This is a genomic window from Ruegeria discodermiae, from assembly GCF_030758345.1.
Classification (GTDB): domain Bacteria; phylum Pseudomonadota; class Alphaproteobacteria; order Rhodobacterales; family Rhodobacteraceae; genus Ruegeria_C.
The window spans coordinates 84,466-99,592 of the sequence record NZ_JAVAMO010000016.1 but is presented as its reverse complement, the minus strand read 5'-3'; the positions used below and the strand labels follow the sequence as shown (position 1 = coordinate 99,592).

At 60.3% G+C, this 15,127-nt stretch carries 14 protein-coding genes and 1 pseudogene; 5 read left to right on the top strand and 10 right to left on the bottom strand.

What is annotated here, in order from left to right:
- The first annotated feature begins 149 nt into the window (after nucleotides 1-149).
- The 4 genes from Q5Y75_RS23335 to Q5Y75_RS23320 all read left to right on the top strand — a co-directional run bounded on the left by Q5Y75_RS23335 (nucleotide 150) and on the right by Q5Y75_RS23320 (nucleotide 4,672).
- The gene (locus Q5Y75_RS23335; RefSeq protein WP_306202042.1) at nucleotides 150-1,166 is read left to right on the top strand and encodes an amino acid ABC transporter substrate-binding protein; all 1,017 of its coding nucleotides are present in this window, start codon (nucleotides 150-152) and stop codon (nucleotides 1,164-1,166) included.
- Nucleotides 1,167-1,295: 129 nt separating this feature from the next.
- Nucleotides 1,296-2,564 carry an amino acid ABC transporter permease gene (locus tag Q5Y75_RS23330; protein ID WP_306202040.1) on the top strand — a complete coding sequence of 423 codons (1,269 nt, stop codon included), beginning with the start codon at nucleotides 1,296-1,298 and terminating at the stop codon, nucleotides 2,562-2,564.
- Between the two features lies 1 nt (nucleotide 2,565).
- A complete protein-coding gene (locus Q5Y75_RS23325) occupies nucleotides 2,566-3,870 on the top strand; it encodes an amino acid ABC transporter permease (RefSeq protein ID WP_306202038.1) in 1,305 nt (434 codons plus the stop codon).
- A 10-nt stretch (nucleotides 3,871-3,880) separates the two neighbouring features.
- On the top strand, nucleotides 3,881-4,672 hold the full coding sequence (locus Q5Y75_RS23320) for an amino acid ABC transporter ATP-binding protein (RefSeq protein ID WP_306202036.1): 792 nt from the start codon (nucleotides 3,881-3,883) through the stop codon (nucleotides 4,670-4,672).
- A 55-nt stretch (nucleotides 4,673-4,727) separates the two neighbouring features.
- On the opposite strand, the gene Q5Y75_RS23315 is transcribed toward Q5Y75_RS23320, so the two are convergent.
- The 10 genes and pseudogenes from Q5Y75_RS23315 to Q5Y75_RS23270 form a co-directional block, all read right to left on the bottom strand.
- Nucleotides 4,728-5,225, bottom strand: coding sequence for a SixA phosphatase family protein (locus Q5Y75_RS23315; protein WP_306202034.1), 498 nt, complete (start codon nucleotides 5,223-5,225; stop codon nucleotides 4,728-4,730).
- Nucleotides 5,222-5,884, bottom strand: coding sequence for a ferredoxin (locus Q5Y75_RS23310; RefSeq protein WP_306202032.1), 663 nt, complete (start codon nucleotides 5,882-5,884; stop codon nucleotides 5,222-5,224). Before Q5Y75_RS23310 ends, Q5Y75_RS23315 begins: the two co-directional genes overlap by 4 nt.
- A complete protein-coding gene (argB, locus tag Q5Y75_RS23305; RefSeq protein WP_306202030.1) occupies nucleotides 5,884-6,747 on the bottom strand; it encodes an acetylglutamate kinase in 864 nt (287 codons plus the stop codon). Before argB ends, Q5Y75_RS23310 begins: the two co-directional genes overlap by 1 nt.
- A 105-nt stretch (nucleotides 6,748-6,852) precedes the next feature.
- A complete protein-coding gene (locus tag Q5Y75_RS23300) occupies nucleotides 6,853-8,253 on the bottom strand; it encodes a PepSY-associated TM helix domain-containing protein (RefSeq protein ID WP_306202028.1) in 1,401 nt (466 codons plus the stop codon).
- Nucleotides 8,254-8,323: 70 nt separating this feature from the next.
- Nucleotides 8,324-8,683: a DUF2946 domain-containing protein gene (locus Q5Y75_RS23295; protein WP_306202026.1), complete on the bottom strand. Its 360-nt coding sequence runs from the start codon at nucleotides 8,681-8,683 to the stop codon at nucleotides 8,324-8,326.
- Nucleotides 8,680-9,333 carry a ribosome biogenesis GTP-binding protein YihA/YsxC gene (gene yihA, locus Q5Y75_RS23290; protein ID WP_306202024.1) on the bottom strand — a complete coding sequence of 218 codons (654 nt, stop codon included), beginning with the start codon at nucleotides 9,331-9,333 and terminating at the stop codon, nucleotides 8,680-8,682. Before yihA ends, Q5Y75_RS23295 begins: the two co-directional genes overlap by 4 nt.
- The gene (locus tag Q5Y75_RS23285) at nucleotides 9,330-10,070 is read right to left on the bottom strand and encodes an MOSC domain-containing protein (protein WP_306202022.1); all 741 of its coding nucleotides are present in this window, start codon (nucleotides 10,068-10,070) and stop codon (nucleotides 9,330-9,332) included. Before Q5Y75_RS23285 ends, yihA begins: the two co-directional genes overlap by 4 nt.
- Complete coding sequence (gene yidC, locus Q5Y75_RS23280) at nucleotides 10,067-11,887, bottom strand: membrane protein insertase YidC (protein WP_306202020.1); 1,821 nt, start codon at nucleotides 11,885-11,887, stop codon at nucleotides 10,067-10,069. The genes Q5Y75_RS23285 and yidC overlap by 4 nt, the downstream gene beginning before the upstream one ends.
- Nucleotides 11,888-12,013: 126 nt before the next feature.
- The gene (locus Q5Y75_RS23275; RefSeq protein WP_306202019.1) at nucleotides 12,014-13,552 is read right to left on the bottom strand and encodes a putative bifunctional diguanylate cyclase/phosphodiesterase; all 1,539 of its coding nucleotides are present in this window, start codon (nucleotides 13,550-13,552) and stop codon (nucleotides 12,014-12,016) included.
- A gap of 64 nt (nucleotides 13,553-13,616) precedes the next feature.
- Nucleotides 13,617-13,916: pseudogene (locus Q5Y75_RS23270) on the bottom strand (tRNA 2-thiocytidine(32) synthetase TtcA); the annotation flags it as partial.
- 143 nt (nucleotides 13,917-14,059) lie between these two features.
- Here Q5Y75_RS23270 and ttcA point away from each other — a divergent pair.
- Nucleotides 14,060-14,983 (top strand): tRNA 2-thiocytidine(32) synthetase TtcA, encoded by a 924-nt coding sequence (ttcA, locus tag Q5Y75_RS23265; RefSeq protein WP_306202018.1) that lies wholly within the window; start codon nucleotides 14,060-14,062, stop codon nucleotides 14,981-14,983.
- The last annotated feature ends 144 nt before the right edge of the window (nucleotides 14,984-15,127 follow it).

Sequence of the window (15,127 nt, the reverse complement as noted above, 5' to 3'; positions counted from 1 at the left end):
TTTCAGTGATCGAACCCTTGACGTTTATTGATGAATGCGCTCAAACTTGGCCCCACTGAAGGGGAGATCCCTTTTTCGGTATACGCTCCGGCTTAACTCAGGCCGGCGAGCCGTCCCGCAAGGGGGCGGAAAATCAGGAAGAGGTAAAAATGAAAAAAACCATATTTGTGGGCGCGGCCACTGTCGTCACTCTTGCGGCGGGCGCTGCAATGGCGGGGACTGCGGACGACGTCAAGGCGCGTGGCAAGCTGAACTGCGGTGTGACCACCGGTCTGGCTGGCTTTGCTGCGCCAGATGCCAACGGGGAATGGAAAGGTTTCGACGTGTCGATGTGCCGTGCGGTGGCCGCGGCGGTTCTGGGTGATCCCAATGCCGTCGAATTTGTGCCGACCACGGGCAAGACGCGTTTCACCGCTCTGGCCTCGGGCGAAATCGACCTGCTGGCGCGTAACACCACCTGGACGTTCAGCCGCGATGTCGACTTGAAGTTCGAATTCATCGGCGTGAACTACTACGATGGCCAGGGCTTCATGGTCCCCAAGGAACTCGGCGTGTCCTCGGCCAAGGAGCTGGACGGCGCGACGGTCTGCATCCAGACCGGCACGACAACCGAGCTGAACCTGGCGGATTTCTTCCGCACCAACAACATCAGCTACGAGCCGGTTCCGATCGAAACCAACGCAGAAGCACAGCAGCAGTATCTGGCCGGTGCCTGTGACGTCTACACCACCGACGCGTCCGGTCTTGCTGCGACACGGGCATCCTTCGAAGATCCGTCGGCCCATATCCTGCTGCCCGAGATCATCTCGAAAGAGCCGCTCGGTCCGCTGGTGCGCCATGGCGATCACGAATGGGGTGACGTTGCCCGCTGGACGCTGAATGCGCTGATCTCTGCAGAAGAGCTTGGTGTGACCTCGGCGAATATCAACGACATCGCCTCCAGCACCGAAAATCCGGAAATCAAGCGTTTGCTGGGCACCGAAGGTACCTTGGGCGAGATGCTGGGTCTGGATGCCGAATGGGCGCAGCGCGCGATCGCTGCTGGCGGCAACTATGGTGAAATCTTTGCGAAGAACATCGGCGAAGACACCCCGATCGGCCTGGCGCGCGGCCTGAACGCGCAATGGACCGATGGCGGCCTGCTCTACTCGCCGCCGTTCCGCTAAGAAGCCGCAAAAAGGGCGCAGGACATCCTGCGCCCTTTTTCATTTTCACAAACAACAAACCCGGTATTTGCGAGCGGGGGCAAACCCCGTCGAATTCAGGACCGGATTGTTACGGGGAAACCATAGGTCATGACAACACTCACTGACCCGCCGAAGGAGCATTTTCGGCTGTCCATGCTCCTTTATGATACGCGTTATCGGTCAGCCACGATTCAGGTCGTTGCGTTAATGGGCTTCATGCTGCTGGCGGCATGGCTGCTCAGCAACACGATCCAGAACCTCGAAGCGCTAGGCAAACCGGTCGAATTTGGGTTCTTCAGCGAACCCGCCAGCTATGACATTAACCAACGGCTGCTGGAATATGATTCCCGCGACAGCCACCTGCGCGCTGCCTTCATCGGCCTGCTTAATACGCTGGTAGTGGCTGTTTTGGGTTGTATTACAGCCACTATTGTGGGTGTCCTAGTAGGTGTGTTGCGCCTGTCATCGAACTGGCTGGTCGCCAAGATCATGACCGTCTATGTCGAGATGTTCCGCAACGTGCCGGTCCTTCTGTGGATCGTGTTTGCGATGGCCATCCTGATCGAAAGCCTTCCCGCACCAAGGGCATTCCGGGGCGAAAACCCCACCGCGACCATGGATCTGTTCAACACGGTCGCTGTCACCAATCGCGGTGTCTACATCCCCGAGGCGCTGTTCTCACGCTCTCTGGGGGATATCCATTTCTTTGGCGAAAGCGCGATGCGCTTTGATGTGTCGCTTGATCTGATCGCGATCATCATCGTTCTGGCAGGCAGCATCTTTGCGATGCGCAAGGTCACCGCCTGGGCCAACAAGACCCAGGAGCAGACCGGCGATCGGCCCAAGATCTGGCACATCCTGCTTGGCCTTATCTTTGTGCCGATGCTGATCCTGCTGGTCGCGCTGGGCTTTCACCTTGGGTACCCCGAACTCAAAGGGTTCAACTTCACCGGCGGCACCCATCTGCGGAACTCCTTGATCGCGCTCTGGCTGGCCCTGTCGCTTTACACGGCGGCCTTCATCGCCGAGATCGTGCGCGGCGGCATCCTTGCCATCAGCCATGGCCAGACCGAGGCCGCCGCGGCGCTGGGGCTGCGTCAGGGGCGGATCATGCGGCTGGTGATCCTGCCACAGGCGCTGCGGGTGATCATTCCGCCGATGATCTCGAACTATCTGAACCTGACCAAGAACTCATCCCTGGCCATCGCGGTCGGTTATATGGACATCACCGGCACGTTGGGCGGGATTACCATGAACCAGACCGGTCGCGAGCTGGAATGCGTTCTGCTGCTGATGCTGGTCTATCTCGCCATCTCTCTGAGCATTTCGGCGGTGATGAACTGGTACAACGAACGCGTCAAACTGGTGGAGCGGTGATATGAGCAATCAAAGTTTTGTCCGCACCGAAATGCTGCCGGAACAGGCGCCGCCGGGATCAACCGTTGGCGTGCTGGGATGGCTGCGCGAGAATCTGTTCTCGACCTGGATCAATTCGATCCTGACCGTGGTCTGTGTAGTGTTCGTCTACTACGTGCTGTCGAACATCCTGTCCTGGACTTTCCTCTCGGTCTGGAATGCCAACTCGCTGACCGAATGTCGTGAGATCATGATGGCGACATGGGGCACCACACATGGGCACGCCTGCTGGGCCGTGATCAATGAGCGGTGGCAGCAGATGCTGTTCGGCTTCTACCCGCCTGAACTCTATTGGCGACCGATCCTGGCGCTCGTGCTGCTTCTTGTGGCGCTCAGTCCGATTTTGTATGCCGAAAAGGTCTCGTCGAAACTGCTCTATCTGACAGCGGCCTATCCGTTCCTGTTGGTCTGGCTGATGTGGGGCGGGTCGATCTGGGGGCCGCTTATGGCAGCTGCCGGATTTGGCATCGGATACTTGGCATACCGGTTTCTGCTGCCTATCGCAGGGGGATTGACTGCGCTGATCGCTGCATTTCTGCTACCGGTGCTCTGGTGGCTGTTCCTGGCTGGCCCGGTCGCAGGTGCAATCAATTCGATTATCCCCATTGGCATCGCTTCGGTCGAAAGCCGGGAATTTGGCGGTTACATGCTGGCGCTTCTGCTGGGCGTTGTTGCAATCGGCTGTTCGTTGCCATTGGGCATCGTGCTGGCGCTGGGTCGTCAATCGGACTTGTTGATCGTCAAATACCTCTGCGTCGGCTTCATCGAGTTCATCCGGGGCGTTCCGCTGATCACACTCCTGTTCGTGGCCTCGCTTCTGCTGAACCTGTTCCTGCCGCCAGGCACGAATTTTGACATCATCCTGCGGGTGATGATCATGATGACCCTGTTCTCGGCCGCCTATATGGCCGAGGTGATCCGGGGCGGCCTCGCCGCTCTGCCGCGGGGTCAGTATGAGGGGGCGGATTCGCTTGGCCTCAACTACTGGCAGGCGCAGCGGCTGATCATCATGCCACAGGCGCTGAAGATTTCGATCCCCGGGATCGTGTCGACCTTCATCGGCATCTTCAAGGACACCACGCTGGTCTCGATCATCGGCCTGTTCGATGTGATCGGCCTGTCCAGCGCCATCCGTGCCGACACGGCATGGAACGGCATCTACTGGGAACTCTTCGCCTTTATCGGCTTCCTGTTCTTCGTGGTCTGCTTCGGCATGTCCCGCTACTCCATGTATCTGGAGCGTAAGCTCCAAACCGGCCATCGTTAAGGAGGGCCCAATGTCTGAACTTGCAATCGAACGCGAAATCGACCGCACCAAAATGCAGGTGAGCGACGAGGTCGCCATCGAAATTACCGGCATGAACAAGTGGTACGGGTCCTTCCACGTGCTGCGTGACATCAATCTGACCGTCAATCAGGGCGAGCGGATCGTGATCGCGGGGCCGTCGGGGTCCGGCAAGTCCACCCTGATCCGTTGCCTGAACGCGCTGGAGGAGCACCAGCAGGGCAAGATCGTGGTGGATGGCACGGAACTGTCCAATGACCTCAAGAACATTGACAAGATCCGGTCCGAGGTTGGCATGGTGTTCCAGCACTTCAACCTGTTCCCGCACCTGACCATTCTGGAAAACTGCACGCTCGCGCCCATCTGGGTGCGTAAGACGCCCCGCAAAGAGGCAGAGGAGCGGGCGATGCATTTCCTGACCAAAGTGAAGATCCCAGAGCAGGCCGACAAGTATCCTGGCCAGCTTTCGGGCGGTCAGCAGCAACGGGTGGCCATCGCACGCTCGCTCTGCATGATGCCGCGGATCATGCTGTTTGATGAGCCCACATCAGCGCTCGACCCGGAGATGATCAAAGAGGTGCTCGACACCATGATCGAACTGGCCGAGGAAGGCATGACCATGCTGTGCGTCACCCACGAGATGGGCTTTGCCCGTCAGGTCGCCAACCGCGTGATCTTCATGGATGCGGGTCAGATTGTGGAACAGAACGAACCCGAAGAGTTCTTCAACAACCCGCAGAGCGAGCGGACCAAACTGTTCCTGAGCCAGATCCTCGGGCACTGAGTTGGGGTAGACCCTTCCTGAACGTAAGACGAGGCGGGGTTTGGCCCCGCCTTTTCTATTCCAGCAACTCGCGCGGAATGACGAAGTCCAGAACCGTGCCCTCCTGCCAGGTGACATCCGCCCAATCCTCCACCGCAAAGGCGATTACCGTGGTCGCGCAGGTGGGGTAGTCAAAGAACCGGTCATGGGGTGGCGGGGCCTTCACCAGTTGTTCCGCAAAATGCGCGATACCGGGATTGTGACCTAACATCAAAACGCACTGCCGCCTTGCCTGGTTCAGCGCATGCATCATCCCCTGCGCATGGGCGTGGTAGAGATCGCGGGTAAAGACCGTTTGTGTGGCGGTCAGCCCCATGCGGTCCCAGGTTTCGCGCGTTCGGATCGAATCCGAACTCAGCACGGCGTCGGGCAGATAGTGCTTGTCGGACAGCCAGCCCCCGATCGCCTTCGCCGATGCGCGCCCGCGCTTGTTGAGCGGGCGCGAATGATCGTCGAGGGCGGGATGATCCCAGCTGGATTTCGCATGGCGGGTCAGGATGAGGGTGCGTGTCATGTGGAATGAAAAGCTCTCATATGCAGGGCGGATTGCGCGTCGGTGCGACCGGCTCCGGCGCTGACGGGGCAGGCGCGGCGCGCGGCGCATCCCTGGGTCATGCAGGCGGTGCCTGCGTCGGTGTCGAGAAAACCGTGACAGGCGGCCAGATCATAGGGCGCTTCTGCGCTTAGGGCGCCCACCGGACAGGCCACTGTGCAGGGCGCCTCGCAGGTCGCGCAGGGCGCAGAGACCGGAGGGGCAGGAAGCGGTATTGCTGCGTCCAGATGCAGCGCCCCCCGGAACGAGATCATCAGCCCGACTTTGTCATGCACCAACATCCCTACCGGGCTTTGCCAGCACCGCCCCGATTTCAGCGCCCAGTCTATGAAAGGCTCATAAGGCGGCCCGCCGAAGGGAAAACTGCAAGAGACATCCAGGTGCCGCGCAAGCCCTCCGACGACACGCTGCGACCAGCGGTCAACCGCATGTGGATGACCGTCGCGATATTCGGTCGCGTGCGAGAAGACCGACCAGAACTCGGGCCCCGTACCTAGCAGAACCAGCGTGCCTGTACCATGCTCAGGCCCGTAGACCTGCCTCGGGTGAAAGGCTCCCATCACGATCAGGCCGCGTTCGGCGGCCAATGCCTCGATCTGGTGCAGCGCGGGCTGGTCCATCAATCCGGGCGGATCAGCGATCCGGCGCCGTGCTCGGTGAACAGTTCGAGCAGCACGGCGTTGGGTGCGCGCCCGTCCAGAATGACCGCGGCCCGCACGCCATTGTGCAGTGCGTCCAACGCGGTTTCGGTTTTGGGGATCATGCCGCCCGCGATGGTGCCCTCGCGGGTCATTTCGCGAATCTGGCCCGCTTTCAGCTCAGTTACGACATCACCAGCGGCATTCTTCACGCCGGACACATCGGTCAGCAACAGCAGCCGGTCGGCCTTGAGCGCCGAGGCGACCGCCCCGGCCGCCGTGTCGCCATTGACGTTGAAGGTTTCTCCCTCGGGGCCGGAGCCCAGCGGCGCAATCACGGGGATCACATCATTGGCAAAGAGGTCATGCAGCAGCTTGGGATTCATCCTGGCGGGCGTTCCCACGAAACCCAGCGAGGCATCGGTCTGCTCGCATTGCATCAGATGCGCGTCCTTGCCTGACAGGCCCACCGCCGTGCCGCCCTGATCGTTGATCGCCTGCACGATGCGCTTGTTGACCACACCGGAGAGCACCATCTCGACCACTTCGACCGTTGCGGCATCGGTGACGCGTTTGCCGTTCACGAACTCGGACTGAATCTCCAGCTTGTCCAGCATGGCGTTGATCATTGGTCCGCCGCCATGTACCACAACCGGATTCACACCCACATGGCGCAGCAACACCACGTCGCGCGCAAAGCTCTCCATCGCTTCGTCGCTGCCCATGGCGTTGCCGCCCAGCTTGATGACAACGATGGCCCCGTCATAGCGCTGCAGATAAGGCAGCGCGCTGGACAGGGTGGCGGCGGTGGCAATCCAATCGCGGTTCATCTTCTGTTTCTTCATGGCAATGATCCTCTGACCCCCTGTTAGGAGGTTTCGCCAAAACTGCCAAGACCGGATGGGACAAAACACGCCGCGCCACCGCAAAGGGCGGCGTGGCGCAAGTGTTTAGCTTAGCGCGCGTTTCATCGCCGGAATGTTGCCCAGCACCAGCAGATCGAAGGCCAGCACGACCAACAGGGTCAAACCGACCAGCGGGAAGGCCATCGAGGTAAACAACCCGATAAACACCGCGCCCTTCCAGAAGGGCAGCTCTGCTGGCACTGGTGGCGCTGCAAGACGGCCTGCGCGCGCGGGGCGCCGCTTGACCCACATGACAATGCCCGAGACGCAGATGAAGATCACCGAAAGACAGAACACCGCGTTCAGGACAAAGTTCCAGGTGCCCAGCAGCCCCATGTGGAACGGCACGCTGACCGCCATGCTTTTGCCCATGAGCGAATAATCCTCGAACCGCACATCGGCGAGAATCTTGCCGGTGTATTGGTCCACATGAATGGTACGGTCCACCATCGGGTCGGTCGAATCCCCGCTCATGCTGTCGCGGTTGAGGGTCCAGACGCCCGTATCACCGCCAGGATAGGCAACGCGGAACCGGTTTTCCATGCCCAGCGACAGGCCAAGCGCGACAACACTATCGATGGTCACCGCAGCACCAGCAGGAATGCCCTCTGCACCCATATCAGAGCCTGAAGCGGGCATCGGTGTCTGTTCCAGCGCCCAGGGCACGTCGTTCTGATTGCCATGGTTCATGCTGGCATGGGTGTCATCGGAGAGTGGGACGTTGTCCCACTTCTCGGCGGGAAAGCTGCTCCAAGCCTGCACAAGCATACCGCCCCAGACACCGGCCCAGGACAGGCCGGAGATCAGGAATACTACCAGCAGAAGCGACATCCAGAACCCGACCACCGCATGCAGCGATTTCCACAGCGCGCGACCGCGTGCCTTGAGGTTTGGGACAAAGGCAGCATGCGCATTGCCGTGCGGCCACCACAGGTAGAGCCCGGTCAGTACCAAAACCAGCGCCAGTCCGGCGGCGATCTCAATCAGCCGGTCCCCGGTATCACCGATCAGCAGTGTCGAGTGGATGTTGTCGGCCAGGTCGTACCATCCGGCACGGCGGTCCCAGGTCTCGATCACCGAACCCGTATAGGGATCGACCGCCACCATTAGTTGACCCGCATCGGTCTTGACCCGAAAAACGGTGGCCAGATCGTCCGCCTTGGGGCCGATCCATTCCACGACGCTGCCCGGCACCTGAGCCAACGCGGCCTCAGCCTGTTCTGAGACGGCCAGCGTCTCGCCCTGAACCGCGACCGCGATCTTCTCGCCGTCGCGCCCGTCGAACTGGGTGATAAACATCATCATCAACCCGGTCACCGCCAGAGTGATGAGGAAGGGGATCACAAATATCCCCGCATAGAAGTGCCATCGCCATGCGGCGAAATAGAATTTTTGCGCAAGTGTGCTTTGGCCGCTCTCGGCCGTATAGGGGGTGTCCATTGCCATGTCTCTTTCGATATCAAACGGCCCCCATCGCCATGCGGCGCGGGGCTTTCAGAAGGTCTCGTTTTGGATATCAGAGAGTGAGGGGCGGCCCCCTGGCATCGTAGCGCGCATGAAATCCGGCGCTGCGATGGGTGAAATCGGCGTGGCTCCAGCGCTCGCTCTGCGTTGAGGTCAGAAGGATCACCGGACGGGTGTCCGGCGCCAGTTCGGCAGTGTGCAGCGCGCCATAGGCGCAGGGCATCCGCTCGTCCGTCTCGTCATGCAGAGGGTCACTGCCGTCGAGGTCAACCCAGCGCTCGACCGTCTCGTCACCGACGCACAGCACCAGCAACATCTTTTCGCCACTGCCTGCGGGCATCCAGCCCTGCGGAATGGCGCTGCTCAGCGCGAGCGCGATCAGGGTCAGGCATATGACCAGCCGCAGCTTCATTCCAGCGTGGCGATGATCGACCGCAGAACCGGGATGCCATCGCCCTTCTCGGACGAGGTCAAAACGATTTCCGGGTAGGCGGCGGGGTGTCTCGCCAAGGCGGCGCGGACCTGATCCAGCACGCGCGCGCGGTCCTTTGCCTTGACCTTGTCGGCTTTGGTCAGCACGCATTGAAAGGTCACGGCGCTGGTGTCCAGCAGCTTCATGATCTCGGCATCGACCGGTTTGACCCCATGGCGCGCGTCGATCAGCACGAAGGCACGGCGCAGGGTCTGGCGCCCGCTGAGATATTGTTTCAGCAGGCGCTGCCATTTCTCGACCACCGGCAGCGGCGCATTGGCATAGCCATAACCCGGCAAGTCCACGAGATAGAGCTCCGGCCCTTGCGTGAAAAAGTTGATCTCCTGCGTGCGGCCCGGCGTGTTGGAGGCGCGCGCCAGCCCCTTGGTGCCGGTTAGCGCGTTGATCAGGCTGGACTTGCCCACATTCGAGCGCCCGGCAAAGCAGACCTCGATCCGGTCGGCGGGCGGCAGGCCGGACATGGCGACCACGCCTTTCACGAATTCCGACTGGCCGGCAAACAGCTTGCGCCCACGTTCTTGCGTCTGCGGGTCAGGGTCATCCGCCAAGGGAAAGGGAAGTGCGTTCATAGCAATTCCAACTTATCGCCGACACGGACCTGCCCGCCCTGGATCACCTCGGCTTTGACGCTGAAATCCTTGTGGCCCCAGTTCTGTTCCAACGTACCCAACGTATCAGCGTCGCGCTCGCCGGTATCCGGGTTCACGGTTGTCGCCAGGCAGCGGGTTGTGCGCTCGCGCACTTGCAGGATCGCTTCGCCGATTTTGACCTGCTGGCCGATCCAGTCGAACTCGGCCCAGTCGGGAAAGCCATCAAACCAGATATTGCCGCGCCAGCGATGGATCGACAACTCGTGCCCCAACTTTTGTTCCACCGCCCGGTGGGTCGCCATATTGCACAGCGTAAGAGAGGGCCAACTGCTGTCGGTCATGCCAACGCCGGGCACCCGGATGATACGGGTAGGCGCGGCGCGGCCGTCTGGCATCAGCGGTCTAACCCAGTCCAGAAACGCGGCCTCGTCTGCTTCGGGGTCAAAGCGCAGGTCGGGCCGGTCGGGATGCATCATAACCAGCCTGTCGCCCTCTGTGCGGGCCGAGATCGCCATCAATTGCGGCGACCCTGCGGCGCGGGTGAAATTTCCGCATTTGACCCATTCGGTGCCATCGACCCTGGCGGCCTCATGGGCAACCGCCCAAACGCGGTCGCCGGGCAGACATTGCCCGGCGATCAGAGCCACCTCATCCAAAGACTCACGGCCATGCGCCTTGATCGGGTGCCGCCAGAGGCTTTGGATCGTTGCCGTCACTTCTCGTCAGCCTTGGGTTTGCGCTTGAAGCCGGATTTAATGTTGCCAAACACATCCGGTTTGTAGCCCTGGCTGCGCATGATCGCATATTGCTGGATGAAGGTGATCGTGTTGTTGGCGATCCAGTAAACCACCAGCCCGCTGGCAAAGCTGCCCAGCATGAACATGAACACCCAGGGCATCCAGGCAAAGATCATCGCCTGCGTCGGGTCGGTGGGTGCCGGGTTCAGTTTCTGCTGCAGCCACATGGAGATACCCAAAAGCAGCGGCAGGATACCGATGAAGATCAGCGCCATGATTGATTCCGGCTGCGGCCCGGCCCAAGGCAGCCAGCCAAAGAAGTTATAGATCGAGGTCGGGTCCGGCGCGCTCAGGTCGCGGAACGGGCCGAACCAGGGGGCTTGGCGCAATTCGATGGTGACGAAGATCACCTTGTAGAGCGAGAAAAAGATCGGGATCTGCAACAGGATCGGCAGACAGCCCGCAGCCGGGTTCACCTTTTCCTTCTTATAGAGCTCCATCATGCCCTGCTGCATCTTCTGGCGGTCATCGCCGGCGGCCTCTTTCAGGGCCTCCATCTGCGGCTGGAGTTCCTTCATCTTGGCCATCGAGACGTAGGATTTGTACGCCAGCGGGAACAGGATCGCCTTGATGATCAGGGTCAGGCCGATGATCGACCAGCCCATATTGCCAATCAGCACATTGATGTTGTGCAGCAGCCAGAAGATCGGTTTGGTCAGGAAAAAGAACCAGCCCCAGTCGATGCTGTCGATGAATTTCAGCACACCTTCGCGCTGGTATTCGCGGATGGTTTCCCATTCTTTGGCACCGGCAAACAGCTGGGTCTGCACCTGGGCGGTCTCGCCCGGTGCCACGGTCAGCGTCGGCAGCACGGTTTCGGTCTGATAGATCTTGCGTCGGTCGTCATATTTGGCGGCGGCCTTGAACGCGCTGCCCGGTTCGGGGATCAGCGTTGTCATCCAGTAGTGATCGGTAAAGCCGATCCATCCATCCTGCTGGATCTGGAACACCTCGGCCTGCGCGCGCTCATTCGGTTCGACCGGAAAATCGCGCATGTCGGAATAGTCGATCTCGGCCAGGCTGCCATCGGTCATGCTGATGGCGCCCTCATGCAGGATGAAGAAATTCTTGAGCCCGGGCAGGTCAGCATCCTCGCCTGTGCCGTGGCGTGCGAGGACTCCATAGGGGGCCAGCTTGACCTCGGCACCGGTGGTGTTTTCGACAGATTGCGTGACGGTGAACATGTAGTTCTCGTCAATCGCGATGGTGCGTTTGAAGATCAGGCCAGTGCCATTGTCCCAGCTCAGGGTGATCGGGCTGTCGGGGCTCAGCACCTCGCCCTCGGCAAGCTGCCAGTCGGTGGCGGCACCCGGAACCTGATCACCGGCAAGGCCCGCGCCGGGGGCCCAGCCGTAAAGCGCATAGTAGGCCGATTCCGAGCCCGAAGGGGACAGCAGCTTGACGACATCCGCATCGGGCTGGAGCGAGACGCGGTAATCTTTCAGCGACAGCTCATCGATCCGGCCCCCTTTGAGCGAGACCGAGCCGGACAGGCGCGGGGTATCAATGTCGATCCGCGGGGCTTCGGGCGATTCAGGTTCGGCCACGATTTCGGTGTTGATCGCGCCGGTATCTGCGGCGGTCGGAGCCGCTGCAACATCGCTTTCCGGGGCGGTGAGGGTCGTCTCTTCGGTTGGGGTGGTCTGCTCGGGGGGCGGAAACACCACGAGCCAGACGAGGATCACCAGAAAACTGAGCGCCGTTGCGAGAATGAGGTTCTTGTTCTGATCGTCCATCGGGGACCGCCACCATATGCAGGAAAAGTCACCGGTGGGTTCAACAGAGTGCAGCACCAAAGGTCAAGCGGAATCGCCCTGAAACTGCGGCCTGCGCGGTCAAATCGCAACGGCAGATCGGTTGGGTCAGCCGGTTTTGCGGCTGATCCGCGGCGCGTCCTGCACTTTGGCCTCATGGGCCGAGATCCAGTCCAGCGTCTGGTCGAAGGGCATCGGTCTGCCGATGCCGAAGCCCTGCACGTGATCGCAACCCAGCTGCGCCAGCAGGGCGTGCTCGCCAACGGTCTCGACACCTTCGGCGAGGGTTTCCAGTTCCAGACGTTCAGCCATGGTCAGGATGGCGCCGATCATGCGTTGCTGTTCAGCGTCGCGATCGGCTTTTGCAACAAAGGAGCGATCGATCTTGATGCGGGTGATCGCGAACCGGCGGATGGCTGCGATAGAGGCGTGACCGGTGCCGAAATCATCCAGATCGATCTTGCAGCCCAGCTGTCCCAGACCGGCGATGTTGCGGGTGACCGTATCATCGGCCGTATCCGTGAAAACATTTTCCAACACTTCGACGGCCAAACGGTCGGCGGTCAGACCAAAACGGTCCAGTTCCCACTGGATGCGCTGGACAAGTGCGGGGTTGCGCAGTTCTTCGGCGGTGAAATTCACACCGACGCTCGGAACCCGGACATCGGCGCTGTCCCAGGCCTTGAGCGCGGTCAGCGAATGGTAGAGCATGACTTGCCCCAGACGGTCCAAAAGCCCCGCCTGTGCGATCAGGGGCAGAAACACGTCCGTGCCCAGATTGCCACGCAGCGGATGCGACCAACGCGCAAGCGCCTCGAAGCCCACGACATGTCCGGTCTCGGTCGAGATTTGTGGCTGAAACCAGGGCTGGATCTGGCCGTTGTCCAGCGCGGACCCGATCTCATCGCGCAGCGGTTTGGTGCCTCGGCGTCGGCGTGTCTGCGGAGAGAACGCGCGGATCGCGGATGGCCCGGCCTGTTGCGCCTCTTCCAGCGCCAGATCGGCGGCGTCGAGCCAGTCTTTGGCGCTGTCGCCATCGAACCGGCTGAATTGACAGAACCCGATGGAGCAACCGACATAGACGGTTGATCCATCCAGCGAGATCGGGTTTTCGACCGCCTCCTGCAGGCGTCCCGCCAGTTGGATTGACAGTTCCAGATCAAGATGCGGCACCGGCGCGAGGCAGATCGCAAAGCGGTTGTCGCCCATACGCGCAACCAGGTCCCTGTCACGCAGCACGGACTGAACCCGCTCGCCGCATCGCTGCACTATGTGATCGGCTGCCCCCTGGCCCAGCCGACTGACATGATCGGCGTAATCGTCAAGCTCGACCAGAAAGCATGTTGATTTCAGGCCATTCCTGGCCGTCTCGGCGCAAACATCTTCGGCGGCGGTAAGAAAGCTGTCCTGCAGCATCAGCCCGGTAACCGCATCGCGCGGCCCGCGCCTCTCAACCGGCCATTTGCCCAGGGCCCCCGCAAAGGCAAACAGAAGCGGCAGCCCCAGCGCCGTTAGCAACAGCGCGGTTTCGCCCCAAAGCCAGAAGGCGCCCAGTGTGATTGCCGGCAAAAAGGCCAGCACCGGAGGCCCGGTCAGAACCGGCACGATCCGATCTTTCAGGCGGGTCGATAGCGAACTGATCTGCATCGGTTTTTCAGGGCCTTTTGCATTTGAGTCTGCCTGAGCTTAGAAAACCAGTCTGAGCGATGTGTTAACGAAATTGCGGAATTTCAGACGAATCCGCGTCAATTTCGTCCTTGGAATGGCTCAATCCCATAAAATCGAACAGTTTTGGGTCCAGCAGATGCGAGGCGCGCGCATTCATCAGTGCTCGGAACATCACCTGCCTGCGGCCCGGTGCGTTCTTTTCCCGTTGGTCGAGACTCTGTTTGACCTGCTGGCGCTGCAGCCCGTCCTGACTGCCGCACAGATCGCAGGGGATGATGGGGGAGTTCATCGCGGTGGCAAATTTCTCTCAATCGGCCTCCGTCACATGGGCCAGCGGGCAAAAGAACATTCACACCTATTTGTAGTTCATTTGGGTACGCGTCGATGAGCTCGACTGGTATCATCGAAGCTGGTCGTGTTGATTGGGCGGCACTGGTTGACCCGAAAGGGTTTCAGAACACCAAAATTTGTCCTATTCCGTCTCCGATGACCAAAGATCTTGATGATATCCACCCAATCTTCCATGGGGCTCCACGCACGACGGAGTTTAGAAAGCTGCGCAAGCGGATCGTGCGCAACGTTCGCGAAGCGGTAGAGCAGTACCGCATGGTCGACCGGAGCGATGCGCGCTGGCTCGTTTGCTTATCCGGTGGCAAGGATAGCTATACTCTGTTGGCGATCTTGATCGAGTTGAAGTGGCGAGGGCTTTTGCCGGTTGATCTTCTGGCTTGCAACCTTGATCAGGGTCAGCCGGGCTTCCCGGCAACGGTCTTGCCTGAGTTCCTGGAAAATATGGGTGTGCCAAGCCGGATTGAATTCCAAGACACCTATTCGATCGTCGTGGACAAGGTGCCCCAAGGCCGAACATATTGCGCGCTGTGTTCGCGACTGCGCCGGGGAAATCTCTATCGGATCGCTCGGGAGGAAGGCTGTTCAGCAGTCGTGCTGGGCCATCATCGGGATGATATTCTTGAGACGTTCTTTATGAACCTGTTTCACGGCGGGCGATTGGCCACCATGCCTCCTAAGCTGGTGAATGAGGAAGGCGATCTGTTCGTCCTGCGACCCCTTGCCCATGTGGCAGAGGCCGATTGCGAGAAGTTCGCGCGGTCGATGAACTATCCAATCATTCCCTGCGACCTTTGCGGGTCTCAAGATGGTCTGCAGCGCCAACAGGTGAAGCAAATCCTGGACAGCTGGGAGAGGAACTCTCCCGGTCGCCGACAGGTCATGTTCAGGGCGCTGATGAACGCGAGACCCTCGCATTTGCTGGACCCGAAGCTTTGGGACTTCGCGGGGCTTACGCTGAGTGGCGAGGTTGCTATGGAGGAGGGCGTTCCAAACCTCCGAATTGGCGTTGACACGATAGACACGGCTCTGCCGCGTAGCACAGAAGTGAAGGTGAATTGACGGTATTAAGTTGATCGCATGGGGTCCATTGGGTGGTGTCGGTTTCAAAAAACGCAAACCGAAACGGAACCGGAGTGGGTGAAAGGCTAACTTTTTAGGAATCGGGGCGTTATGCGGATGAAAGCCGGTGGCTTCGAACCGCAA